Annotated in this window: 23 protein-coding genes and 1 pseudogene; 14 read left to right on the forward strand and 10 right to left on the reverse strand. The window is 72.1% G+C overall.

What is annotated here, in order from left to right; all coding sequences use genetic code 11:
* Positions 1-21: 21 nt before the first annotated feature.
* Positions 22-714 carry an RraA family protein gene (locus tag ACGFYP_RS04565; protein WP_393486334.1) on the reverse strand — a complete coding sequence of 231 codons (693 nt, stop codon included), beginning with the start codon at positions 712-714 and terminating at the stop codon, positions 22-24.
* Between the two features lie 253 nt (positions 715-967).
* Between ACGFYP_RS04565 and ACGFYP_RS04570 the strand changes: the two genes are divergently transcribed.
* On the forward strand, positions 968-1,756 hold the full coding sequence (locus ACGFYP_RS04570; RefSeq protein WP_393486336.1) for a metallophosphoesterase: 789 nt from the start codon (positions 968-970) through the stop codon (positions 1,754-1,756).
* 18 nt (positions 1,757-1,774) lie between these two features.
* Here ACGFYP_RS04570 and ACGFYP_RS04575 read toward each other — a convergent pair whose 3' ends face one another.
* Positions 1,775-3,256, reverse strand: a complete 1,482-nt coding sequence (locus ACGFYP_RS04575; RefSeq protein ID WP_393486339.1) for a carboxylesterase/lipase family protein — start codon at positions 3,254-3,256, stop codon at positions 1,775-1,777.
* A gap of 162 nt (positions 3,257-3,418) precedes the next feature.
* Between ACGFYP_RS04575 and ACGFYP_RS04580 the strand changes: the two genes are divergently transcribed.
* From ACGFYP_RS04580 to ACGFYP_RS04590, 3 genes are all read left to right on the forward strand, one after another.
* The gene (locus ACGFYP_RS04580) at positions 3,419-3,787 is read left to right on the forward strand and encodes a hypothetical protein (RefSeq protein WP_393486341.1); all 369 of its coding nucleotides are present in this window, start codon (positions 3,419-3,421) and stop codon (positions 3,785-3,787) included.
* 193 nt (positions 3,788-3,980) lie between these two features.
* The gene (locus tag ACGFYP_RS04585; protein ID WP_393486343.1) at positions 3,981-4,388 is read left to right on the forward strand and encodes a YciI family protein; all 408 of its coding nucleotides are present in this window, start codon (positions 3,981-3,983) and stop codon (positions 4,386-4,388) included.
* A gap of 8 nt (positions 4,389-4,396) precedes the next feature.
* A complete protein-coding gene (locus tag ACGFYP_RS04590) occupies positions 4,397-5,542 on the forward strand; it encodes an RNA polymerase sigma factor (RefSeq protein ID WP_393487457.1) in 1,146 nt (381 codons plus the stop codon).
* 26 nt (positions 5,543-5,568) lie between these two features.
* Here ACGFYP_RS04590 and ACGFYP_RS04595 read toward each other — a convergent pair whose 3' ends face one another.
* The 4 genes and pseudogenes from ACGFYP_RS04595 to ACGFYP_RS04610 all read right to left on the reverse strand — a co-directional run bounded on the left by ACGFYP_RS04595 (position 5,569) and on the right by ACGFYP_RS04610 (position 7,520).
* The gene (locus ACGFYP_RS04595) at positions 5,569-5,958 is read right to left on the reverse strand and encodes a DUF4440 domain-containing protein (protein WP_393487461.1); all 390 of its coding nucleotides are present in this window, start codon (positions 5,956-5,958) and stop codon (positions 5,569-5,571) included.
* A gap of 72 nt (positions 5,959-6,030) precedes the next feature.
* Positions 6,031-6,483 (reverse strand): annotated as a pseudogene (locus tag ACGFYP_RS04600) (GNAT family N-acetyltransferase); the annotation flags it as partial.
* Positions 6,484-6,572: 89 nt separating this feature from the next.
* Positions 6,573-7,088 (reverse strand): DinB family protein, encoded by a 516-nt coding sequence (locus ACGFYP_RS04605; RefSeq protein ID WP_393486344.1) that lies wholly within the window; start codon positions 7,086-7,088, stop codon positions 6,573-6,575.
* Positions 7,089-7,148: 60 nt separating this feature from the next.
* Positions 7,149-7,520 carry a cupin domain-containing protein gene (locus ACGFYP_RS04610; RefSeq protein WP_393486346.1) on the reverse strand — a complete coding sequence of 124 codons (372 nt, stop codon included), beginning with the start codon at positions 7,518-7,520 and terminating at the stop codon, positions 7,149-7,151.
* 233 nt (positions 7,521-7,753) lie between these two features.
* Between ACGFYP_RS04610 and ACGFYP_RS04615 the strand changes: the two genes are divergently transcribed.
* The 5 genes from ACGFYP_RS04615 to ACGFYP_RS04635 all read left to right on the forward strand — a co-directional run bounded on the left by ACGFYP_RS04615 (position 7,754) and on the right by ACGFYP_RS04635 (position 11,619).
* On the forward strand, positions 7,754-8,134 hold the full coding sequence (locus ACGFYP_RS04615; RefSeq protein ID WP_393486348.1) for a VOC family protein: 381 nt from the start codon (positions 7,754-7,756) through the stop codon (positions 8,132-8,134).
* 188 nt (positions 8,135-8,322) lie between these two features.
* Entirely contained in the window at positions 8,323-8,766 is a 444-nt protein-coding gene (locus tag ACGFYP_RS04620; protein WP_393486350.1) for an SPW repeat protein, read from the forward strand.
* A 216-nt stretch (positions 8,767-8,982) separates the two neighbouring features.
* A complete protein-coding gene (locus ACGFYP_RS04625) occupies positions 8,983-9,339 on the forward strand; it encodes a DUF805 domain-containing protein (RefSeq protein WP_393486352.1) in 357 nt (118 codons plus the stop codon).
* A gap of 285 nt (positions 9,340-9,624) precedes the next feature.
* A complete protein-coding gene (locus ACGFYP_RS04630; RefSeq protein ID WP_393486354.1) occupies positions 9,625-10,917 on the forward strand; it encodes an ATP-binding protein in 1,293 nt (430 codons plus the stop codon).
* A 150-nt stretch (positions 10,918-11,067) separates the two neighbouring features.
* Entirely contained in the window at positions 11,068-11,619 is a 552-nt protein-coding gene (locus ACGFYP_RS04635) for a YdeI family protein (protein WP_393487463.1), read from the forward strand.
* Here the strand turns inward: ACGFYP_RS04635 and ACGFYP_RS04640 are convergent.
* Positions 11,612-12,130, reverse strand: coding sequence for a GNAT family N-acetyltransferase (locus ACGFYP_RS04640; RefSeq protein WP_393486357.1), 519 nt, complete (start codon positions 12,128-12,130; stop codon positions 11,612-11,614). The two genes, ACGFYP_RS04635 and ACGFYP_RS04640, sit on opposite strands and share 8 nt — an antisense overlap.
* A gap of 143 nt (positions 12,131-12,273) precedes the next feature.
* On the opposite strand from ACGFYP_RS04640, the gene ACGFYP_RS04645 reads away from it, so the two are divergent.
* Positions 12,274-12,924, forward strand: a complete 651-nt coding sequence (locus ACGFYP_RS04645; protein ID WP_393486359.1) for an NADPH-dependent F420 reductase — start codon at positions 12,274-12,276, stop codon at positions 12,922-12,924.
* A gap of 4 nt (positions 12,925-12,928) precedes the next feature.
* On the opposite strand, the gene ACGFYP_RS04650 is transcribed toward ACGFYP_RS04645, so the two are convergent.
* On the reverse strand, positions 12,929-14,260 hold the full coding sequence (locus ACGFYP_RS04650; RefSeq protein WP_393486361.1) for a hypothetical protein: 1,332 nt from the start codon (positions 14,258-14,260) through the stop codon (positions 12,929-12,931).
* A 198-nt stretch (positions 14,261-14,458) separates the two neighbouring features.
* Between ACGFYP_RS04650 and ACGFYP_RS04655 the strand changes: the two genes are divergently transcribed.
* A complete protein-coding gene (locus ACGFYP_RS04655) occupies positions 14,459-15,949 on the forward strand; it encodes a PP2C family protein-serine/threonine phosphatase (RefSeq protein WP_393486363.1) in 1,491 nt (496 codons plus the stop codon).
* A 270-nt stretch (positions 15,950-16,219) separates the two neighbouring features.
* Here the strand turns inward: ACGFYP_RS04655 and ACGFYP_RS04660 are convergent, their stop codons facing one another.
* Complete coding sequence (locus ACGFYP_RS04660) at positions 16,220-17,713, reverse strand: hypothetical protein (RefSeq protein ID WP_361966395.1); 1,494 nt, start codon at positions 17,711-17,713, stop codon at positions 16,220-16,222.
* A 233-nt stretch (positions 17,714-17,946) separates the two neighbouring features.
* Between ACGFYP_RS04660 and ACGFYP_RS04665 the strand changes: the two genes are divergently transcribed.
* From ACGFYP_RS04665 to ACGFYP_RS04675, 3 genes are all read left to right on the forward strand, one after another.
* Positions 17,947-19,071, forward strand: coding sequence for an aminoglycoside phosphotransferase family protein (locus ACGFYP_RS04665; protein WP_361966393.1), 1,125 nt, complete (start codon positions 17,947-17,949; stop codon positions 19,069-19,071).
* 316 nt (positions 19,072-19,387) lie between these two features.
* A complete protein-coding gene (locus tag ACGFYP_RS04670) occupies positions 19,388-21,310 on the forward strand; it encodes an N-acetylmuramoyl-L-alanine amidase (RefSeq protein ID WP_393486366.1) in 1,923 nt (640 codons plus the stop codon).
* Between the two features lie 159 nt (positions 21,311-21,469).
* A complete protein-coding gene (locus ACGFYP_RS04675; RefSeq protein ID WP_393486368.1) occupies positions 21,470-23,659 on the forward strand; it encodes a germacradienol/geosmin synthase in 2,190 nt (729 codons plus the stop codon).
* A 21-nt stretch (positions 23,660-23,680) separates the two neighbouring features.
* Here the strand turns inward: ACGFYP_RS04675 and ACGFYP_RS04680 are convergent, their stop codons facing one another.
* On the reverse strand, positions 23,681-24,046 hold the full coding sequence (locus tag ACGFYP_RS04680) for an RNA-binding S4 domain-containing protein (protein WP_361966389.1): 366 nt from the start codon (positions 24,044-24,046) through the stop codon (positions 23,681-23,683).
* Between the last annotated feature and the right edge of the window lie 9 nt (positions 24,047-24,055).

The raw sequence follows: 24,055 nt of genomic DNA on the forward strand, positions 1-24,055 counted from the left end.
GGGCCGCGCTCGTGAGCGCGGCTACTCCTCGATCGCGCCGCCGATCCGGCGGAGGTGCTGCCGGAAGGTGTACGAGGCGTCCGCCTCGCGACGGGCGAGATAGTCGTCGAACCGCGTCTGGGCACGCAGGGTCTCGCCCGCCCTGATCCTGCGGGCCTGTTCGCGCTCCGTGCGGTGGATGGTGTGCGCGGTCTCCAGGACGGCGTCGACGCGGTCCGCGGCCACGAAGAGCACACCGTCGTCGTCGCCGAAGACGACGTCCGCCGCGGTCACGAGGTGCTCGCCGAACCGGGCGCTGAGCAGGGCCTCGGGCTCGCGCGCGTCCACGCGGACGGGGCCCGGCGCGTGGCGGCCGTAGGAGAAGACGGGCAGGCCGATCTCGACGAGGTCGGGCGAGTCGCGGTGCAGTCCCCAGACGACGAGGCCCGCGACACCCGCGGCCTCGGCCTCCAGGACGGCCAGGTCGCCGACGCAGGCCTCGTCCTCGCGGCCCTCGTTGTCGATGACGAGGACGTCACCGGACGAGGCGTGGGTGAAGGCCTCGAGGAAGACGTCCACGCTTCCGTAGTGCCGCGCGGGCAGCACCCGCCCGGCGACGCGCTGTCCGGTGACCACCGGGGCGACACCGGCCGGGGCGGCGCGCAGGGGTTCGCCGAGCCGGACGCAGGCGTCGGCGATCAGGGGCGTGGAGAGCTCGGCGAATTCCTTCAGCATCGTGGTGCTCCGTTGTCCGGTGTCCGGCGTGGGCCTGCGCCGCGGGCGGCGTGAGGCATCACGGAGTGCCAACTCCGGGCGTGAACGGGCTATTCCGCGCACGGCAGTTGACTGCTGCCGTCGACCGGGCCACCTGTGCGCCGGTGGCCCGCGCGCCGCGCCGGACGGGCGCAGTACGTTCGCGGGGGCGGGACGGAGCGGCCGTCCCGCAGGCGCGCCTTCGCGCGCCGGAGAGGGGTTCACCTCAGTGATCGTGATCGCGCATCTCAGTGACATCCACGTCGACAGTTCTCCGCGCAGCGCCGAGCGGACCGAAGCCGTGATGGCCTATCTCGAATCGCTCGACATCGACCTCGACGCCGTCGTGGTGACCGGCGACATCGCCGACCACGGGCTCGCGTCGGAGTACGCGCGGGTACGGGAGTTGCTGCGGACCCGGCATCCGCTGCTGGTCTGCCCGGGCAACCACGACGACCGCGACACCTTCCACGACGTGCTCCTGGGCAGGCCAGCGGACCGACCGGGCGCTCCCGTGAACCAGGTGCTGCGCGGCGACGGGTTCGTCCTTGCTCTCGGCGACTCGTCGATTCCGGGCAAGGACGAGGGGTACCTGGAGGACGAGACCCTCGCCTGGCTGGAGGGCGTGCTGGACGAGACACCGGAGGAGGTGCCCGTCCTGATCGGCTTCCACCACCCGCCGAGCATGCTGCAGATGCCGTTCGTCGACGGCATCCGCCAGTTCGGGGAGGACCGCCTCGCCGAACTGGCGGGGCGGCACCCCGGCGTCGTCGCCTTCCTCTGCGGGCACGCGCACACGGCGGCGGCCACCACCTTCGCGGGACGCCCGCTCCTCGTGGCGCCCGGCGTGGTCTCGACCTCGAAGCTGCCCTGGGAGCCGTACAGCCACCCGAAGGACCATGTGTACCGGGACGAGATGGCGCCGTCGCTCGCCTTCCACCTCCTGGACGAGACGGGCCGGATCACCACGCACTTCCGCTCCGTCCCCCTCCAGGGCCTCCAGGGGCTGTCCGGCCGATCCTGACCGGGCGGGGGCGGGGAGTCAGTCGAGCCAGATCTCGCGGACCTCGCGCAGCGGATCACGCTCCACGCGCGACTCGGCGTCCCAGAGCATCGTGGCGCGCCCGTCGGTCGTGTAGCGCGGCCAGGACGCACCCGGGTCCTGGTCCCGTACGAAGGCGACCCAGGCACCGTGCATCGCGTCCGCCAGGACGCGGGGCGGCGCCTCGCCGGCGACGGCGGTGACGCCTTCGGCGCCCAGGAGGTCGAAGGCGTACGGCAGGTCCAGGCAGTGGAAGGCCGTGCCGTTGACGGGCGACTCCCAAACGAACTGGTAGAGCCAGGTGGGGCGTTCGCGCGCGGCGCGGGCGTCGGCGACGGCCAGGGAGGGCGCGCGGAAGGTGACGTCGGTGAGCGCCTGGCCGAACAGCGTGTCCGGACCGTCCGCCGCGTACGCCGCCGTGAAGGCCGCCACCTTCTCCTCGGCCAGACCCAGCGTGCCGAGCAGAAACGGCACGGGCGGGCCGTCGGGGCCGGGGGCGGGGAAGGCGTTGAACTCATGGGCGGTGAAGCCCAGCATGAGCGGGACGTCGGCGCCCGCGTCCCCGGTCGTCAGCGCGTCGAGGACGGGTTCCGGGATCAGCTCGCCGTCGGCGAAGGGCGCCAGGGACAGCAGGGGCGGCAGGCCCTCGCGGTCCGGGCCCGGCGCGCCCATCCGGTCCTGGAGGTCGAGGAGTTCGTCGTCGCTCAGGTCGCGGAGCGCGGCGGCGGTGGCGGGTACGCCGGTACGGGCCGTGAACAGGCGGGACGCGGCGCGGGCGACCTCGGGACCGTCGGGGCGCATGACGGCCCCGGAGACGGAGAGCGCGCCCCGGAACAGGCCCCGGGCGGCCGGGACGGCGAGCAGGGTCTGTACGGCGCCGCCGCCCGCCGACTGGCCGGCGACGGTGACCTTGGCGGGGTCGCCGCCGAAGCGGACGATGTTGTCGCGGACCCATTCGAGGGCGGCGATCCAGTCGCGGACGCCTCGGTTGTCGGGGGCGTCGTCGAGGTGCAGGAAGCCCTCGATGCCGAGCCGGTAGCCGAGGGAGACCAGGACGACGCCGTCCCGGTTGAAGGCCGATCCGTCGTACCAAGGGCTGGCCGCCGAGCCCGCCACGTAGCCGCCGCCGTGGATCCAGACGAGGACGGGGAGCCCGGCGTCGGGGGCGGTGCCGGAATCGGTACCGGAATCGGTGCCCGGGGCGAAGCCCGGCGTGAAGACGTTGAGGTTGAGGACCCCCGCGCCCGGGACGGAGGGCTCCGGGATGGTGGTGACCTCGGCGAAGGGGCGGCGCTGGGCGGTCGGACCGTAGGCGGTGGCGTCCAGGGGTTCGCTCCACGGCTCCGGCGGCACGGGCGCCGCGAAGCGGAGCTCGCCGACGGGCGGCTGCGCGTAGGGGATGCCGAGGAAGCGGAGGCTCCCGTCGGCCCGGCGCTCGCCTCGCACGGGGCCGCGGGTGGTGGTGACGGTGGTGACGGTCATGGGAGCAGCGTCCGGCCGATGATCAGCCGCGTCAACGCCTGAGACGTAAAGGTGACACGTGTCACTTACTCGTGTCATCCAGATGCGCGTGTCGCGCCGACTGGAGTCCGTCCTGCCGGGGTACGACTCCCCTCGACGGCAGCGGCGGCAGGGAGGTCGCGCATGGCGGGACTGCACACGGGGACGGCGGTCGGGATCCTGGTGGTCGCCGCCGGGGTCGGTCTCATGGCGCTCGGCGCCGCCCGCCAGGGCCGCTCGGCACGGCCGTTGGCCCCCGCGCGGGCGTGGGCCGCCATGGAGCGGGAGCACTGGCGGGTGCTGCGACGGGCGGCCGGCATGGCGATCGCCTCCGCACGCGGGGCGGCCGGCGCCGGAGAGCCTGCGATCGTCACGGTCTCGGACGTGCTGCGCCTGGCCGACGAGCACTTCGACCGCCCGGACGCGGACCCCCGCCTGGCGGCGGCCGCCCTGCGCCACGAGTACGAACGGGGCGCGTGCGCCCGTGACTGCATGACGGACGCGTTCGGCTGAGGGCGGGGCGCGGGTCGTGGGGCGGGGCTCGTGGGGCAGATGCTCGTGGGTGGCTCGTGGGGGGGGCGCTCGACGGCACCGGGCAAGGGTCCGAAAAAACTTTGGACGGCGATGTCGAGAACCCGCGTCCGGCTCCGTCCCCGAGGTGAACGCGACCACAATGGGTCGCACGAGCACCGAGGAGAGAACCACCATGGCGAAGTACCTGCTGCTGAAGCACTACCGAGGCGCCCCGGCTCCGGCCAACGACGTGCCGATGGACCGGTGGAGCCCGCAGGAGATCTCGGCGCACGTCCAGTACATGAGCGACTTCGCGGCCCGCCTGGAGAAGACCGGCGAGTACGTCGACGGTCAGGCGCTCGCCCCCGAGGGAGCGTGGGTCCGCTACGACGGTGAGGGGCGCCCGCCGGTCACCGACGGACCGTTCGCGGAGACCAAGGACCTCATCGCCGGCTGGATGATCATCGACGTCGACAGCTACGAGCGCGCCGTCGAGCTGGCCGGGGAGCTGTCGGCCGCCCCCGGGGCGGGCGGCAAGCCGATCCACGAGTGGCTGGAGGTGCGCCCGTTCCTGTCCGCGCCGCCCACCATCACGGAGTGACGTCGCCGATGGACGAGCTCCTGCTCAGGAGCCTCACCCCGAGCGTGCTCACCGTCCTCGTCCGCCGCGGAGCCGACTTCGCAGCGGCCGAGGACGCGGTGCAGGACGCTCTGGTCGAGGCGCTCCGGGTGTGGGCGGCCGACCCTCCGCGGGATGCCAAGGGGTGGCTGGTCACCGTGGCGTGGCGCAAATTCCTCGACGCGACGCGCGCGGAGACCGCGCGTCGGCGGCGTGAGGACCGCGTCGAGGAGGAGCCGGCCCCCGGGCCGGCCCCCGCGGTGGACGACACCCTCCAGCTCTACTTCCTGTGCGCCCACCCGTCGCTGACCCCGGCGTCGGCGGTCGCGCTCACGCTGCGCGCCGTCGGCGGGCTGACCACCCGCCAGATCGCCGAGGCCTATCTGGTGCCCGAGGCGACCATGGCGCAGCGCATCAGCCGCGCCAAGCGCACCGTCTCCGACGTGCGCTTCGATCGGCCAGGCGATGTGGCCACCGTGCTGCGCGTCCTCTACCTCGTCTTCAACGAGGGCTACTCCGGCGACGTCGACCTCGCCTCCGAGGCCATCCGGCTCACCCGGCAGCTCGCGGCCCGCATCGACCACCCCGAGGTGGCCGGGCTGCTCGCCCTCATGCTGCTCCACCATGCCCGGCGTGCCGCCCGGACCGCGTCCGACGGCAGCCTGGTGCCGCTCGCCGAGCAGGACCGCGGCCGGTGGGACACGGCGTTGATCGCCGAGGGCGTCGTGATCCTCCAGGCCGCGCTCGCCCGCGACCGGCTCGGCGAGTTCCAGGCCCAGGCCGCCATCGCGGCGCTCCACGCCGACGCGCCCACCGCCGAGGAGACCGACTGGGTGCAGATCGTCGAGTGGTACGACGAGCTCACGCGCCTGACCGACAGTCCGGTCGTCCGGCTCAACCGGGCTGTCGCCGTCGGGGAGGCCGACGGACCGCGCGCCGGCCTCGCGGCGCTCGCGGCACTGGACGCCTCGGTGCCCCGCCACGACGCGGTGGCGGCGTACCTCCACGAGCGCGACGGGGACCTGGTGACGGCGGCACGGCTGTACGCCGAGGCGGCCCACAAGGCACCCAACCTCGCCGAGCGCGACCACCTGACGCGCCAGGCCGCCCGGCTCAACGCGCGAAAGCGTCGCTGACGGGTCGCGCTCAGAGCTTCACGGCATCAGGGGCTGTTCGGCGGGACCGGGGTCGCCTGGTGGTAGTACATGCGCCAGGTGCCGTCGGTGTGGCGGCGCCAGAGGGAGCTGCGGAGGGCGTGCCGGCCGTCGATGTGCGTCGCGTACGTCAGGTGGACCAGGCCGGGGGCGAGGAGCGTGCCGGTCATCCCGGAGGGTTCGTAGGCCGGTCCGTCCTCCGCGGCTCCCTGCATCTCGGGCAGCGCGGCGACCATCTCCTCGTACGTCCAGCGACGCCCGGACGCGCCGACCTCGACGAACTCGGGGTCGAGAAGGGCCCCGGCGAGCGTGCGCGAGGAGCGCACCGAGGGTTCCAGCAGGCGCAGTTCCGCGGCGATCGCCTCGGCGACCTCTGTGGTGGGGGTGGTGTCGCGCAGGGTGATCCAGTAGCGGCGCTTGCGGCCGATCTCCGTGTCGCGGATGTCCTCCAGGACCCCGCCGTTGCGTTCGATCGTGCGGGCGGAGGCGATGTTGTCGTCGTCGCAGGTCACCAGGACGCGGTCAAGGCCGAGGGTGCGGGCCTCGGGGAGGATCGCGCCCAGGGCCCAGGTGGCGAGGCCCCGGCGGCGTGCGGACGGGCGGATGCTGTAGCCGACGTGTCCGGCCGCGCGCAGCAGGAAGTCGTTGAGCCGGTGGCGCAGGTCGATCGCGCCGACGTACTCCCCGTCCTCGACGATCCACCAGTGGGTCGCGTGTACCCGGCCCTCGGTCAACGTGCGTGTCCGGTCGGACTGTTCTCTCAGCCTGCCGACCCACGAGGCGAAGACCTCGGGGATCGCGAGGGCCTCCGACGCGGCCAGCCCTATCCCCGCGCCCGCTTGCCGGCTGCCGGGGTTCCACTCGGCGTGGGCTTCGAGCCAGGAGCGGTGAAGACGGGTGGTGGGGGTGACCAGTTCAGGCATGCGGGCGACGATAACAGGCCAATGGCCCCGTTGATCAGGGCTTTTCGGCAGCCGTTCGGGTAGCGCGCGTCCGGCCCGGGTCCGGGTCGCTACTCGCCGGTGACGCCGTCGAGGCGTTCGCGCAGCAGGTCGGCGTGGCCGTTGTGGCGGGCGTACTCCTCGATCATGTGGGCGATGACGTAGCGCAGCGAGTACGCCTCCTCCCCCAGATGACCGCACGCGTCCAGGGAGTCCGCCGCGTCCACCACGGCGCGCGCTCGGGCGCACTCCTCGCGCCAGACGGTGAAGGCCTCGGCGACTCCGTCCTCGTCGAGGTGGTCGACGTCGAAGTCGGCCCAGTCGGTCGAACCGGCCGGGGTCCACGGACTTCGGCTGTCCTCACCGTTGATCACATTGCGGAACCAGCCGCGCTCCACCTCCGCCGCGTGCCGCACAAGGCCCACGAGGGAGAGGCCCGACGGCGGCGCCACCCGCTCCTTGAGCTGCTCGGCGGTGAGCCCCGCGCACTTCAACTCCAGGGTGTCGCGCTGGAACTGGAGCATGGCGGTGAGCGTGGCCCACTCGTCCGCGGTACGGGGCGGCTGGACGCGGTGATCTTGGGTCATCCGGTCATCGTGCCGAAGCGGCCGTCGAACGACCAGCGATTTCGTGCTTCCGTCGACGCGTCAGCCGCCCGGGCGGACCGCGTAGTCGCCGAAGCCGACCCAGTCCAGGGCCACGCACGGTTCGTCGCCGAGTACCCAGGCGTCATGGCCGGGCTGGACGGTGAAGAAGTCGCCGGGGCCCACTTCGAGGGACTCGCCGTCATTCATGACGATCTTCATCCGGCCGCCGACGACATAGCCGACGTGGGAGGCCTCGCAGCTGTCCGTACCGGCGATGGGCTTGACGTGCTTGCTCCACTGCCAGCCGGGTTCGAAGACCGCCCGGCCGACCGCGCCGCGGTCCGTGGTGATGAGGTCGAGCCGACCCTTGGCGTCCTCGAACGGACGGGTCTCATCCGCCGAGTCGAAGCTTCTGGAGACGATTCCGGTCATGTTCCTCCGCCTCCCGGCGGTGTGACGTGCGCTTCCCCGAGTCCTCTTCCAGGCTACGCCGAGCACCCCTCACCGGCCGCCTCGTCGCCGACGGCCCACTGCCCGGGGCGGCTCGCCCACTGCCCGGGGCGGCTCTGCACGGGCCCGTCCCCAGGCCCGTCGCCCCGGGCCTGTCACCGCGACGGACTACCGTCGGAAGCAGGAACACCGCCGTTCACCCACCAGGAGCGCCCGTGACCGCCGAACTCAACCACACCGTCGTACACGCCACCGACAAGCGCCTCTCTGCCGAGTTCATCGCCACGATCCTGGGCCTGGAGGTCGCAGCGCCCTTCGGACCCTTCATCCCCGTGGCCACAGGGAACCGCGTGACGCTCGACTTCTACGAGAACGTCGACGCGCCGGTCGTCTCGCAGCACTACGCCTTCCTCGTGCCGGACGACGAGTTCGACCTGATGATCGCGCGGCTGGAGGCGATCGGCGTGACGTACTACTCCGATCCCGGCCACACGGACCCCGGGCACGTCAACAACCTCTTCGGCGGCCGCGGCGCCTACTTCGACGACCCCGACGGCCACAACATGGAGATCATCACCCGCCCGTACAGCACATGACATTTCCTTGAACCTTCATGGAACGGTTCTTTCACTTGGGGGATTCACGCTAATTCGCCCCCTGTTTTCTGTGCGCATCCGATATCGGACAGACCTACACATAAAGGCTGGATAAGCGCACAATGAAACCGCGGCACTTCGCCGCAAGCGCGATCAGACGTGCAAGACGCCAGAAGGAGGCGAGTCGTATGTCTGACGTCTCTCACCGTCCCGGTGATATCAGGGGACACCCCGACGCGACGGAAATGCGGGAACGCTACTCGCAGATACTCCAGACACGAGGTGTCGCGGCGGTCGAGGAGCTCGTGATCCTCGCCGGTATCTACGCCGCGGTCTCCGGGTGGGTGGTCCACTTCTCGGCCGCCCGGCCCGAACTCGCCCTCAGCAACCTGGTCACCGGCATCGCCCTCGCGATCCTCGGCCTCTGCATGTCGATGGCCCCGGAGCGGTCCCAGGACCTGAACTTCGTCGTCCTGGCGCTCGGCGTATGGCTGATCCTCTCCCCCTGGGTGGTCGCCACAACCGATGCCGGAACTGGCGCGATCCTGAGCAACGTCATCACCGGCGCATGCGTCTGCCTCTTCGCTCTCACGGCGGGCGGACTGCTCATGAGCAAGACCAGAAAAACGTGACGAAGCTCTGATCCTCTCCCAGAACGGCGCCGCATCCCCCACACGGGGATGGGGCGCCGTCGCCGTGCCACATGCGCAAATCCAGACACACCAACCCCCAACGCCCCGCCCCAGGTAACGAATTGACCCTCGGCGTTTCGGCCACATAAGTTCTGCGTAAGCTTGCTCCACAGGGACAGGCTCCCGCTCGCATTTCCCAGTCCTTGGGGGGACTAAGTGAACTGGTACCTCGACGTTCTCAAGAAGTACGCGGTATTCAACGGCCGTGCGCGTCGCCAGGAATACTGGATGTTCGTGCTGTTCAACATCATCGCGCTGATCATCGTCGCCGCCGTCGACTTCGCGATCGGCACGTACCCGCTGCTGTACGCCGTCTACGCGCTGGCCGTGTTCCTGCCCGGTCTCGGTGTGACGGTCCGGCGTCTGCACGACACCGGCCGCTCGGGCTGGTGGATCCTGATCAACCTGATCCCGCTGGTCGGCGGCATCATCCTGATCGTGTTCCTCGCCACCGAGGGCAACCAGACGGACAACGAGTACGGCCCGAACCCGAAGCTCGCGCCCGCGTACTGAGCCGCAGCATCGACGAAGCCCCCGAAGGAAGGTTCCTTCGGGGGCTTCGCCCGTTTTCGGACCGCCCTTACCGACCCGCCCCGCGGACCCACCCTTACGGCCCCGCCCCGGGGCCCCTCCCTTACGGACCGCCCGCTCCGGCAGCTGTCCGGCGCCGTACACCGCCAGTGACGGTTCGTAGCAATTGCCGGTCACGCCTTGTGCACCATGGCGCAGGCCCCGCCTCCTCCCCCGCCCCTAGCCTCGCCGCAACGGCGCGCAATCGAACGAACGAGGGCGGTAACGGTGAACTGGCTCATCCATGACTACCGCGAGAGCGATCTCGCCGCAGTGGTCCACCTGATCGACACCACGGCCGAGCTCGGCCAGGAGTCCGTCTTCTCCCTGGCCGAGTGCATCAGCGCCCTGACCTCCCGCCAGCCGGCGGTCGTCGCCGTCCACCAGGGCGTTCCCATCGGCGCCGCGCTCGCCTCGGTCTCCGGGGAGCGGGCCTGGGTGATGCGGATCGCCATCTCCTCCGCCTGGCGCGGCCGGGGCCTCGCCAGCGCGCTGCTTGTCGAGTTGGAGCGCCGCCTGGTGGCGGCGCGCGTCGGCCGGATCGCGTACGTCCTGCCCGAGGAGGAGCTGCTCGGCGAGGGCCTCCTGAACGCCGGATACACCCGGCAGCCCGCCGTGGCCTACTTCGAGAAGGTCGAGCCGCTGCACGGCCCCGCCGCCAACCTCCTCGACGACCTCGGCGGCCGGCTGCTGCCGGGCGACCTGTGGGCCAAGGTCGCCGGCATGGAGCGGGAGAAGGACCTGATCGAACGGCGGGTCGTCCTTCCGCTCGCGGAGCCCGAGCGGGCGGCGCGGCACGGCGTGCGGCCGCCGCGCGCGGTGGGGCTCTTCGGTCCGCCGGGAACCGGCAAGACGACCTTCGCGCGGGGCATCGCCTCCCGGCTCGGCTGGCCGTTCGTGGAGATCCTGCCGTCCCGGCTCGCCGACGAGGGCAACCTGGCGGCCGCGCTGCGCTCCGCGTTCGCCCGGATCGCCGAGCTGGAGCGGGTCCTGGTCTTCATCGACGAGGTCGAGGAGATCGCCCCGGTCCGTCAGGAGCCCGCGCAGCCGGGTGGGATGCACGGCGTGACCAACGAACTCCTCAAGCTCATACCGGGGTTCCGTGAGCGCGATGAGCGGCTGCTCGTCTGCGCCACGAACTCGATCCGCTCCCTCGACCCGGCCTTCCTGCGCCCGGGGCGCTTCGACTACCTCATCCCGATCGGTACGCCTGACAAGGCGGCCCGCGCGGCGATCTGGGCGCGCTACACCGAGGGCCGTCCCGATGTCGACATCGACGAACTGGTGGCGGCGAGCGATCTGTTCACGCCCGCCGACATCGAGCACGCCGCACGGATCGCCGCGCAGAACTCCTTCGAGCGCGATCTGGTCGCCGTCGGCGCCCGCTCCGCCGCCGACGAGCGGCTGCCCGGCGCGAGCACGGCGGACTACCTGGAGGCCATCGGGCAGTGCCGGCCGACCGTGACGCCGGAGATGATCACCCAGTTCGAGTCGGACATCACCACGCACGCACGGTTCTGACGCGGTGTCCCGCCCGTGCCCGCGCGGTGGGGACCCCGACTGTCAGTGCCTCTCCCTATCGTGGTCATGAGCGTTCCGGACGGCTTCCGGGACGGAGTCGACCACGACAGGGGGAAGCGGCCGGTGGAGCGGTACGAGGGGCTCGACATCATGACCGTCACGGAGACGGCGGAGCTGGAGGCGTGGCTGGAGGCCCACCACGCCGACACGCCCGGGGTCTGGTTGCGGATCGCCAAGAAGGGCAAGGGCGGCGCGTCCCTGACCAATCCGGAGATCCTCGACTGCATGCTCTGCTTCGGCTGGATCGACGGTCAGCGCAAAGGCGGGGACGAGGCGTACTACCACCAGAAGTACACCCCGCGCCGCTCCCGCAGTCTCTGGTCGCAGGTGAACGTCCGCAAGGTCGAGGCGCTCACGGCGGCGGGGCGGATGCGCGAGCCCGGCCTCGCCGAGGTGCGGGCCGCGCAGGCGGACGGCCGGTGGGGATCCGCGTACCCCTCGCAGGCGGAGGCGACCGTGCCGGACGATCTGGCGGCGGCCCTCGCGGCCGACGAGCGGGCGCGCGTCGCCTACGAGGGGCTCGGGAAGACCGACCGGTATCTGGTGATCATGCGGCTGTGGCAGGCCCGCACGGCGAAGGGCCGGGCGCAGCGCCTGGAGCGGATGGTGGCGAAGCTGGTGGCGGGCGAGAAGGTCACGTGACGGGCGGCGGGGGCGTGCCCCGTCGGTAGAGCACCTGGTGGGCGTCGTGCTCGACGAAGGAGGAGACGAGGGTCATGCCGACGGTCTCGAGGAGCCGTCGGGAGCGGTGGTTCGCCTCCTGGGTGAGCGCGACCACGCTCGGTGTGCCCCGGAGCGTGGCGTCGAGGACGGCGGCGACGGCCTCGCGCGCGTAGCCGTGCCCCCAGTGCTCGGGCAGGAACTGGTACGAAAGCTCCGTCTCCCCGTCGCACGCCCCGGGCTCCACCGTCACGATCCCGAGCAGGACCCCGTCGGCCGCCCGCACCACGGCGTGCACACCGGGCGCTCCGACGACCCGCCGCTGCCGGATCCGTACGACCTGCTCGCTGACCGGCCCGCCCAGGTGGCGCCGGACCTCGGGGTCGGTCCACAGCCGGGTGACGGCCGGCACGTCGGCCGCCCGCACGGGCCGCAGCAGCAACCGCTCGGTGGTGAGCTCGCCGCGCGACGCGGCGGAGGATGAGGCGCGCATACGTACGATCATCTCAGCCCCACCGCCCGCCCCGGCATGATCCAAACGAAAGGCCCTAGGCCTCTCGCCCTGGTCCGTACGGGCGCCGCGCCCCGACCATGGTCCGATGTCGCGCACCCCGGTGCGCGCCTAGCGTCGTGGTCATGCGAATCGGACTTCTGGGTACAGGACATGTGGCACGGGCGCTCGCGGCGGGCTGGAACCGCGCGGGCCATGACATCGTCCTCGGGTCGCGACGGCCCGAAGACACGGAACTTCTCGGGGAGTTGAAGGATCTGCTCGACGCGGGCGTCCGCGTCGGGGATCCGTGGGCCGCCGCCGCGCACGCGGACGTGCTGGTGAACGCGACACCGGGGGCGGCCTCCGTGCCCCTCCTGGCGTCGATCGGCGCCCCGGCACTGGCGGGGAAGGTGCTGCTGGACATCGCCGTCGGCTACCAGGTGGACGACACCCTCACGCACCCGTCGGTCAGTCTCGGGGAAGAGATCCAGCAGGCCTTCCCCCGTACGCCGGTGGTGAAGACGCTCTGCACGGTCGACAGTGTCGTCATGACCGCTCCCGGCTCCCTGGAGGGGCCGAGCACGATCTTCCTGTCCGGCGACGACGCGGACGCCAAGCGGACGGTGAGCGGGCTGTTGGTCGATCTGGGCTGGTCCCAGGAGTCCCAGCTCGACCTCGGGGGCATCGTGAGCGCGCGCGGGCAGGAGCACTTCGCGCTGCTCTTCATCTCCATCGCCCGGGCGACCGAGTCGTTCGGCTTCGGGATCCGCGTGGTACCGCCGGCTGCGCAGTAGGCGGTCATCCCATTCTGCGCTGCAGGGCCGCGAGGGCGCCGGCCCTGCGGCCCGGGACCCGGCGGCGCAGTGCGACGAGGGCGTTGCCCAGCTCGCGGGTGCGGGCGGGGTCCTCGATCCGCTCCCACTGATGGTGGGCGCGGTCCACGGCGCCTTCGACGTCGGGGTCCTGCGGGCCCTGGCTCAGACCGAGCCGGGCCCGGGCGACGCCGATCCACAACTCGCAGCTGCGGGCGGGCTCTCCGGCGAGCCGGGCGAGGTCGGCGCGCACCTCCATCCAGTGCACGGCCTCCGGCGACCGCGCCCCGTACCGCCGAAGCGCCGCCTGCTCCCAGGCCACGGCGACGGCCACGGCCTCTCCGTGCCGCCCGGCGCGCGCGGCGGCCAGGATGGCCGGGTGGGGATCGGTCTCGTACACCGACGGCGCGGGGCTCCCGCCCCGAACGGACGGGTCTCCGGAGGCGGTTGCCCGCCCGTGCTCCGGCTGAGGCTCAGGCACCGGCGCGGGCACCGGCGTCGGATGGGCCACAGGCGTCGGCACCGGTGGGGCGCCGCGGTGCGGCCGCGCCACGGCCCCCGCCACGGCCCCCTGCGCGACCCCCACCAGGGCGGCCGAATCGCCGACCGTCGAAGCGATGTGCGAACTCGACTGCTCCTGCGGCGAGTTCACCGTAGGAGCGACCCCCGCCTCCTGCGTCAGGTACAGGGCCTCGCCCGGGCCCGCCTGGGCCGCCGCGTCCGCGTGAAGGTGCGCGAGCGCGGGGCGGGCGCCGGTGCGCCAGACCGTGGCGAAGTGGCGCAGGTACTCCGGTGCCGTGGGGGCGCCGCTCCGGCGCGGCGCGGGGGCGACCCGGCCGTAGAACCGGATGCCGGGGCCGAGGGAGAGGAGGCCCGGGGCGGAGCCGAGGCGTTCCCAGAGCTCCGCGTCGACGACCAGGTCGGCGACAACCGTCGTCGCGCCCGCGCGCCGCACCGCCAGCTCGGCCGCGAGCCAGTGCCACGGCAGTCCGGTGTACCGCAGGGTCGTCGCGGTGGAGCGCGCGAGGGCCAGGTGCGGCAGGTGCTGGCGGCGGTCCGCCTGGAGCTGGCCCACCAGACAGAGCGCCAGCGGTCCCGGCGTGGCGGCCGCGGCGCGCAGGCGCGTCAGGACGGTCTGCGGGTCGAACGGGTCGGCGAGTTCGACGACCGTCGCCACGGGCGTGCCGGTCAGCGCGCCCGGCGGCACCGCCGCGAGCGCGGGCAGTACGGACGCCGCGTCCACCGCTCGTCCGCGTCCCGCAGGGGCCGCCGCGAGCAGGACCGCCGTCCCCACCGAGTCCAGGTCGTCGTTCACCACGTGAGCACCGTAACCTTCCCACCGTCCCCTTCCGTTACCACCCCGATGGCCGATAATCGGCGGGCCGTTGGCATATGCCAGAAGCACCACCGTATCGAGTGTTGCCAAATCCCTTACGGGCTGTCTCTCCCTGTGCAACAGTCATATCCGGGCCTTGTTCCACCGCTCGCCCGCGCCGCGCCTGTATCGGAGTACGACATGCCGTCCCCTCTCTACGCGGACCGTCCAGCCCAGCCGCCGGAGCCCGGCACCGTGGACGCGCTGATCTCGCAGACCCGCCGTCTGCGCGGTGACGTGGACGCCGTGCGCCGGGACGCCGTACTGGACGAGGACGACCCGAAGAACCGCTGGCAGCGTGCCCTCTGCGATCTCGCCGTGCACCAACTCGACGATCTGGGCGCGCACTTGGGCCAGCTCAAGGCGGGCGTCCCGGACGAGTTCGTGCTCTCCGCGGGTGCCGATCTCGCCGAGGTCGAGGCCGGGGCCGAGGACGACATCGAGGCCGCGTCCGACCCCGGCGCCGCGTACGCGGGCGCCGCACCCGCCCGTACCGGCTCCCTCCTCAGCCGCGTCGGCAGCGCGGAGTGGAACCTGCTGAACGACGAGGTCAGTTGGTCCGACGAGCTGTACCAGATCTTCGGCCGGAACCCCGAGAGCGGACCGATGTCGCTCGACGAGCTGCCGTCGATGGTCTTCGCCGAGGACCAGTCCGTACTGCAGGCGATGGTGACGGACTGTCTGATCGACGGGAAGCCGATCGACGGCGAGTTCCGCGTCGTCCGCACCGACGGCCGGGTCCGCACGCTCCACATGATGGGGGAGCCGGTCCTCGACTCCGACGGCTGCACGGCCTCCATGTGGGCCGTCCTCCGCGACGTCAGCGAGCTGCGCCGCAGCGAGCGCGCGGTCCGCGAGTCCCGTGACAGCCTCCAGCGCAGCCGCCACATCGAGCGCACCGAGCGCCGGGTCGCCGTCGAGCTCCAGGAGGCCGTGCTGCCTCCGTGGCGCGGCTCGCTGAGCTTCGCCCACGGCGGTCCCGGCGCCCCGCTCGACGTGGCGGGCCACTATCTGCCGGCCGCCACCACCGGCCTGATCGGCGGCGACTGGTACGACGCGCTCGCCCTCCCCGACGGCGACGCGCTGCTCACCGTCGGCGACCTCACGGGCCACGGGGTCTCCGCGACCTCCTCCATGGCCATGCTCCTCGGTGCGCTGCGCGGCATGGCCGTGGCCGGAATTCGCCCCGGCGCGCTGATGGGCCACCTCAACCAGCTGCTCGAGACCTCGGTGCAGCCGGCGCTCGGCAGCGCGGTGTGCTGCCGCTACGAACCGGCCAGTCAGACCCTCACCTGGGCGCAGGCGGGACACCCCGCCCCGCTGCTCTTCCGCGACGGGACGGGGCGCGCGCTGAAGCGGCCGGACGGCGTGCTGCTCGGAGCGACGACCGGGGCCGCGTACGAGGAGGCGGCCGTTCGGCTGCTCCCCGGCGACCTGCTGGTGCTGCACACGGACGGACTCACCCGCCGCGGCGGCCTGGACGAAACGGGTACGCAGCGGCTGCTCGATCTGGCCCCCCGGCTGACAGGGGCGCGGGACGCACAGGACTGCGTACGGTCGGTGGTGGAGGAGTTCGGCGAGGCACCGCGCGAGGACGACGCCTGCGTGATGGTGGTCCGGGTCGGCCACTAGGGCCTTTCGTTTGGATCAGGCCGGATCAGGGAGCGGGGTCTGGTGCGTGCGATCGCAAGGCGGAGGAGGGAGTCAACGCGGAGCGTTGGGGACCGACGACAACGCGGCGAGCGGGCGTGCCAGGGCCCGCGAGCCCGGCATGATCCAAACGAAAGGCCCTAGGAACGGCATACCGGCTGTGGCCGGTGGGGGCCCCTGTCGTACGTACCGTAGGCGCCCCTTCTCGTACGTACAGGGGCCGATGCCCGCCCTCGGATCCCTCCGGTGCCCTCAGATCCCGCCGGTCCGTGGCCGCTTGGCCGCGGGCTTGGGCAGCGCGAGCGCGATCTCCTCGCGCAGGTCCTCGATCTTGGCGTAGCCGGCGTACTGCCCGGTCAGGCGGTACATCTCGCGGAGCCGGTCCCAGGTGCGGTGAGAGGAGGTCTCGCCCATGGAGACCAGCGCGAGCCGGGCGTACCGGTCGGCCTGCTCCGGGTCGTCGGCGATGAAGCAGGCCGAGGCGAGCGAGATGTAGTCGAAGAGCTTCGAGCGGTTGTGGCCGTGGCGGCGCAGATCGAGGGCCAGCTTGGCGTGGCGCTGGGCCGGGACCGCGGCGGCGGGATCGTGTTCGGCGAGGGTGCGGTACGCGAGGGCCTGCATGCCGTGCATGTCCGCGTCGTCGAAGTTCTGCATCCAGCTCGGCGGCGGGACGTCCGAACGGTCCGAGACGAACAGCTCCTCGGCCTCGCCGAGGGTCCGGCGCATGGCCTGGCCCTTGCCCATGGAGGCCTGCGCCCAGGCCTCGATGGTGTGCAGCATCGCCTGCGTACGGGGCAGAACCTCCTCGCCCGAGCCCGACTTGGCGAGCTTCATCAGATCGAGGGCGTCGTCAGGCCGGCCCAGGTGGACCATCTGGCGGGCCGCGCGGGACAGGGCCTCCCCGGCGCGCGGCCGGTCACCGCCCTCGCGGGCCGCGTGCGCGGCGATGACGAAGTACTTCTGGGCGGTGGGTTCGAGGCCCACGTCGTGGGACATCCACCCTGCCAGGACGGCCAGGTTGGCGGCGACGCCCCACAGGCGCCGCTGGAGGTGGTCGGGGTGGCGGTAGGCGAGCATGCCGCCCACCTCGTTGAGCTGGCCCACGACCGCCTTGCGCTGGAGGCCGCCGCCGCGGGAGGCGTCCCAGGCGCGGAACACCTCCACGGAGCGCTCCAGCGCCTCGATCTCCTCCGACCCGATGGGGGCGGCCTCGTAGCGGTCGAACCCAGCGGGGTCGGCGTGGAGGGGATCATTGGCGCGTGGGGCGGTGGCGGAGCGTGCGGGGTCGGTGTGGAGCCAGTCGTGCATGGCGCTGCTGAGGGCGGAGCCGGCGGCGAGCACGGCGCCCGCGCCCACCAGGCCGCGTCGGTTGAGCATGAGGTCCATTCCCGTGAATTCGGTGAGGACCGCTGCCGTACGCTCGGGCGCCCAGGGCAGCCCGTCAGGGTTGTCGTTGTTCCTGACGTTCTGCCGTCTCCCGGCACGCCCGTGTCGTACGAACCCGAGGTCCTCGATGGTCACGACACGGCCGAGTCGCTCGGTGAACAGGGCAGCCAGCACCCGGGGTACGGGGTCGCGCGGGGTCTCCCCCATGTCGATCCATCGCCTCACCCGTGAAGTGTCGGTCGACAGTTGCGGGTGGCCCATGGCCGCCGCCTGCCTGTTGACGAGCCTCGCGAGCTCTCCCTTGGACCAGCCGGCGAGGCCGAAGAGGTCTGCCAGGCGGGTGTTGGTCTGTCCAGTCACGTCTAAGCCCCCAGGTTCTCGGCTGAGTTGACAGTAACCCCCTGTCATAGGGCTGGCGACTATTCGCCAGGGTTCGCCAGGGTGCGCCCGATGTTCCGCCACCCGCGCCCGGGTGTCAGGTAGGAACGCGCCACCCCGCCCCGGCAACCGGCCCTCATTCCCCAGGGTGCGGCCCGGAGGTCGGGCGGGGCGACGCACGCAACTCGTCGGCACACGAAGGGATCTGTCTCCCCATGTACACAGCATCGTCCTCCGTGTCCGCCCCGCCCCGGCCGCAGCACCGTTCCGTACCGGCCGGGAGCGGACCGTATCTCGCCCCCGTCGTTCCGGCGGTCCGGTCGAGGCGATGGGCGGGCAGTGCCGCTCAGCCGCTCAGCGGAAGAATCGACCTGTCCGGCCCCCAGGGGGCGCAGGTGCGGATGGCGATCGCATCCGTCCACCGGATCTGCCCGGAGTTCAACCCGGTGCAGGTCCTCCGGCGCAGCGGCCGTTCCGTACTGATCGTCGGAACGACCGGGCGGGCCACGGCGGTCGCGAAGTGTTTACTGGACCACTCCCCCGCGTGGGTCGAGCGGTTCCAGCACGAAATAGCTGCTTATCGCTCCTTCGTCCGGCACCGGCCACCGGTGCGAGCCCCGCGGCTGATCGCCGCGGACCCGGAGAACTGCACGCTGGTGATCGAGCGGATGCCGGGGCGGGCGGCGGCGCTGACGCGCCACCCCGTGGAGGCCCCGCCCCGCGCGGATCTGCGCGCGGCGCTCGGCGCGATCGCCCGGCTCAACGCCTGGCGTCCGCCCGCCGGGACCTTCGACGCCCCGCTGGACTACCCGTCGCGGATCGCGCGCTACCACGAACTGGGTCTCTTCACCGACCGTGACCGGGACGACCTGCAGAAGCTGCTGCACGGCCTGGCGCACGCCGGTGGCCGCCAGGGCATGGGGCAGTTCTGCCACGGCGACGCCCTGCTCTCCAACATCCTCCTCTCCCCCACAGGACCGGTGCTCGTCGACTGGGAGCACGCGGGTTGGTACCTGCCCGGCTACGACCTGGCGACGATGTGGTCGGTGCTCGGTGACGCGCCGATGGCCAGGCGTCAGATCAGCCAGCTCGCCCAGCAGGCGGGGCCGGCGTCCCGGGACGCCTTCCTGGTGAACCTGATGATCGTGCTGACCCGGGAGATCCGTACGTACGAGACGGCGGTGCAGCGCACCATCAAGGAGGCTCCGCCCGCGGGTTCGGTCCCCGTCCCGTCCGGCGCGGTCTCGCCCGGTGAGGAGCAGCGCCGACTGCTGCGGCGGCTGCACGACGACTGCGCCATGGCACGGCGGGCCGTGCGCGCGGCGGTCGGGACGCGCTGAGCCGCGCCGACCGTCCCCACGGGGGTGACAAGCCGTGCGCCCGGTGCCGACACACCGGGCGCGCGGCGTTCGGGCGTCTGCCCCGGCCCGGCCATTGGTCCACTCCACTGACGCGCCGCAGGCCCGCGCGTCGCCGTGGCGAAACTCCGTGAGACAGCCGCTGACATGGGAAATCCCGGTGCGCCGGGGATGATTGACGGATCGTCGGGAAGCCGCTAACCCTGTACGGGTCCGGCCCCGCACGCCCCCTCATCACCCCTGGTACCTGGAGGCTGCCTTGCACCGTTCCGCGTCGCGCAGACGGGTTCCCCGAGCGGTGGGCGCCGTGGCGTCCGCCGCTCTGCTCCTCCCTCTCCTCTCGGCCGCTCCGCCGGCCACGGCCGGTCCGCTGGAGCCCGGCTCGCTCCAGCGCCAGTTCGCGGCGGCCGCCGAACGCCAGGGCGTTCCGCCGAGCGTGCTGCTCGCGGTGGCGTACCTGCAGTCGCGGTGGGACGCCCACGGCGGAGCCCCGAGCGTCACCGGGGGCTACGGCCCGATGCACCTCACGGACGCGGTGACCGCGCTGGCCGAGGCGCCGCACCACTCGCACGGTGAGGAGGACGCCCGGGGCGACGAGACGCGCGGCCCGCGCCTCGGTGCGCGGGGCGAGAGGCCGCTGCCCACGAGGAACCAGCTGCCGGACCGGCTGAGGACGCTGGACCGGGCCGCCGCGTTGACCGGGATCCCGGCGCGGGAGCTGCGCGACGGCACAGCGGCGAACATCGAGGGCGGTGCGGCGCTGCTCGCCGAAGCCCAGCGCGCGTCGGGGCGGCCGCTCTCCGCCGACCCGGCCGACTGGTTCGGCGCGGTGGCGCGGTACTCCGGCGCCGACGACACGGCGACCGCGACGGCGTACGCGACCGATGTCTTCGACGTGATCCGCACGGGTGAGTCCCGTACGACGGACAGCGGGCAGGTGGTGACGCTCGCGGCCGACCCGGACGTCGCGCCCGCGCCCGCGCAGGTGGGGGCGCTGGGCCTGCGGAAGCCGAGTCCCGGTCCGACGGAGTGCCCGCGCACGGTGGCGTGCGAGTGGATCCCGGCGCCGTACGAGGAGTTCGGGGACGGGGACTACGGCAACCACGACAAGGCGGACCGGCCGGCGTCCCAGTCGATCGACTACATCGTCGTCCATGACACGGAGGCGACCTGGGACGTCACGCTCAAGCTGGTGCAGGACCCGACGTACGTGTCGTGGCAGTACTCTCTGCGCTCGTCCGACGGGCACATCGCGCAGCACATGCCGGTCAAGGACGTCGGCTGGCACGCGGGCAACTGGTTCGTGAACGCCAAGTCGGTGGGCCTGGAGCACGAGGGCTTCCTGACGGCGCCGGACTCCTGGTACACGGAGGCGATGTACCGGACCTCGGCCCGGCTCGTGCGGTACCTCGCCCAGCGGTACGACATCCCGCTGGACCGGCAGCACGTCCTCGGCCACGACAACGTGCCGGGCACGGTCACCTCGACCATCCGTGGGATGCACACCGACCCGGGGCCTTACTGGGACTGGGCGCACTACTTCCGGCTGCTCGGCCGGCCGTTCACGGCGAGCGCGGGCCCCGACGCGGGTGTGGTGACGATCCGGCCCGAGTACACCGCGCACCAGCCGGTCTACACGGGGTGCGTGAAGGCGGGAGAGGTTTGCGCGCCGCACGGCAGCGGCGCGGTCCGGCTGCACACGGCGCCGGGCGCCGACGCGCCGCTGGTGAAGGACGTCGGTCTGCGGCCGGGCGGCCAGGACTCGACGACCGGGGTCAACGACACCGGGGCGCGCGCCTCGACCGGGCAGCAGTTCGCGGTGGCCGAGCGGCGGGGTGACTGGACGGCGATCTGGTACCTGGGCCAGAAGGCCTGGTTCCACAATCCGAAGGGCGAGCGGACGGCGGTGAACGCGCGGGGCCTGGTGCTCACTCCCAAAGAGGGCCTGGCGGAGGTGCCGGTGTACGGGCGTGCCTATCCGGAGGCCTCGGCGTATCCGGCCGGCGTCCCGGTCCAGGCGGTCTCCCCGCTGCCGTACAAGCTGCTCTCAGGCCAGTCGTACGTCGTGGGCGATCGCACTCCGGGCGAGTACTTCTTCGCTCCGGCGTTCGACACCGCGGGGCATCGGGTGGTGCGCGGTCAGGAGGAGTACCACGAGATCCAGTTCGGCCATCGCGTCGCCTTCGTGAAGGCGTCCGACGTGCGGGTTTCGCGGGCCTGAGGCGCATCCGGCCGGATGCGTGCGGGGTGTCGTCGGGCGGGTGTCCCGACGACACCCCGCATCCGTTCATATGACTATTTTCGTTGTCGCGTGGGCCGTACGGGCGAGGGGTAATGCTCGGCCGATCACTGCCCACGCTCACCGAAAGGCCCCGCACGCATGGCTCAGCCCTTCGTTCTGCCGGATTTCTATGTCCCGTATCCGGCGCGACTCAACCCCCATGTGGAGACCGCTCGTTCGCACACCAGGGAGTGGGCGCGGTCCATGGGGATGCTGGAGGGCTCCGGCGTCTGGGAGGAGCACGACCTCGAGTCCCACGACTACGCGCTGCTCTGCTCGTACACCCACCCCGACTGCGACTCCGACGCGCTGTCGCTGGTGACCGACTGGTACACCTGGGTCTTCTTCTTCGACGACCACTTCCTCGAGGTCTTCAAGCGCACCCAGGACCGGCCCGGCGGCAAGGCGTACCTGGACCGGCTGCCGCTCTTCATGCCGATGGACCCGTCGACGCCGATGCCGGAGCCGACCAACCCCGTCGAGGCGGGGCTCGCGGACCTGTGGACGCGGACGGTGCCGTCCATGTCCGCCGGCTGGAGGGAACGGTTCGCCGCCGCGACCGAGGCGCTCCTGAACGAGTCGCTGTGGGAGCTCGACAACATCAACGAGGGGCGGATCGCCAACCCCGTCGAGTACATCGAGATGCGTCGCAAGGTGGGCGGCGCCCCCTGGTCGGCGGGGCTCGTCGAGTACGCGGCTGGCGCGGAGGTCCCCGAGCAGGTGGCGCACTCCCGTCCGCTGCTCGTGCTGCGCGACACGTTCTCCGACGCGGTGCACCTGCGCAACGACCTGTTCTCGTACCAGCGGGAGGTCGAGGACGAGGGTGAGAACAGCAACGGAGTCCTCGTCCTGGAGAAGTTCCTCGGGTGCACGACGCAGGAGGCGGCCGAGGCCGTCAACGACCTGCTGACCTCCCGGCTCCAGCAGTTCGAGAACACGGCCCTCACCGAAGTCCCGGGCCTCTGCCTGGAGAAGGGGCTGAGCCAGGAGGAGTGCGCGGCGATCGCGGCGTACGCGAAGGGGCTGCAGGACTGGCAGTCCGGTGGCCACGAGTGGCACATGCGCTCCAGCCGGTACATGAACGAGGGCCTGGACACCGGGCCTTCGCGGCTCGACGGGGTGCTCGGCACCTCGGCGCTCGACATCAGGACGCTCTTCGGCCGGTCGACCGCGTCCCGGCTGCGGTCGCTGACGCACACACCGCACCAGAAGGTGGGCCCCTCGCTGCTGCCCGAGTTCGACCTGCCCTACGCGCTGTCGCTCAGCCCGCACCACCGGGAGGCGCTGCGGCTCTCCGTGGACTGGGCGGAGCGGATGGGTCTCCTGGACGACATCTGGGACCGGCCGATGCTGGAGGGCTTCGACTTCGCGCTCTGCTCGGCGGGGCTCGACCCGGACGCCACCTTGGAGGAACTGGAGCTCAGCGCGGAGTGGCTGACCTGGGGCACGTACGGGGACGACTACTACCCGCTCGTCTTCGGTCGGCCACGGAACCTGATCGGCGCGAAGCAGTGCACGGAGCGGCTCAAGTCCGTCATGTCGCTGGAGGATCCCGGGGCCGGACACGCCTCGGCAGTCAGTCCGATGGAACGATCCCTCGCGGACCTGTGGGCGCGGACGGCGGGGCCGATGGAGGCGGGCGCGCGGGCCCAGCTGCGGAGCGCCATGGACGGGATGCTGGACAGCTGGATGTGGGAGCTGCACAACCAGGCGCAGCACCGGGTGCCCGACCCGGTGGACTACATCGAGATGCGGCGGCTCACCTTCGGCTCCGACCTGACCATGCTGCTGTGCAAGCTGCGGCGCACGAACACGCTACCGCCGGGGATCTTCCGCACCGGTACGGTCCGGGCCTTGGAGAACTCGGCCGCGGACTACGCGGCGCTCCTGAACGACCTCTTCTCCTACCAGAAGGAGATCGAGGTGGAGGGCGAGGTGCACAACGGTGTCCTCGTGCTCCAGACGTTCTTCGACTGCGACTACCCGACGGCGGTGGCGATGGTCGACGACCTGATGCGCGGGCGACTGCGCCAGTTCGAGCATGTGAAGAAGAACGAACTGCCCCTGCTGTACGAGGACTTCGCCCTGGGCAAGGAGGGCAGGGCGGCCTTCGAGGCGTACGTACGGGAGTTGGAGGACTGGCTCGCCGGAATCCTCAACTGGCACCGGGGCGTGCGCCGTTACGGCGCCGATGACGTCCACTCGGGCAGCGGGACGTCGCTGGCCCGGGTGGGTCCGACCGGGATCGGTACGTCGGCGGCACGCCTTGCGGCGCTCTTCGTGCCGTAGTGGAAGGGGGCGCGGCCGCTCTCAGAGCGGGCGGCCGCGCAGCTGGTCGAGTTCGCGGCGCTCGCGCTTGGTGGGGCGGCCGGCGCCTCGGTCGCGTACGGCGGCCAGGGCCACGTGCTCGCGCGGGGGCGGCGGCGGGCTGTTGTCGACGTACGCCTCGGCGGCGACGGGCGGGCCGACGCGCTTGGTGAGCAGCTCCTTGACCTCGACGATCCGCTCGCGGCCGCCGTGGAAGAGGCGCACCTCGTCGCCGGGCTTCACCGGCTGGGCGGGCTTGGCGCGTTCACCGTTGACCTTCACGTGTCCGGCCCGGCAGGCGGCGGCCGCCTGCGAGCGGGTCTTGGTGAGGCGTACCGCCCAGATCCAGCTGTCGACGCGTGCGCTCATCGGCCCCCG

This window comes from Streptomyces sp. NPDC048370, from assembly GCF_043200825.1.
Lineage (GTDB): Bacteria > Actinomycetota > Actinomycetes > Streptomycetales > Streptomycetaceae > Streptomyces.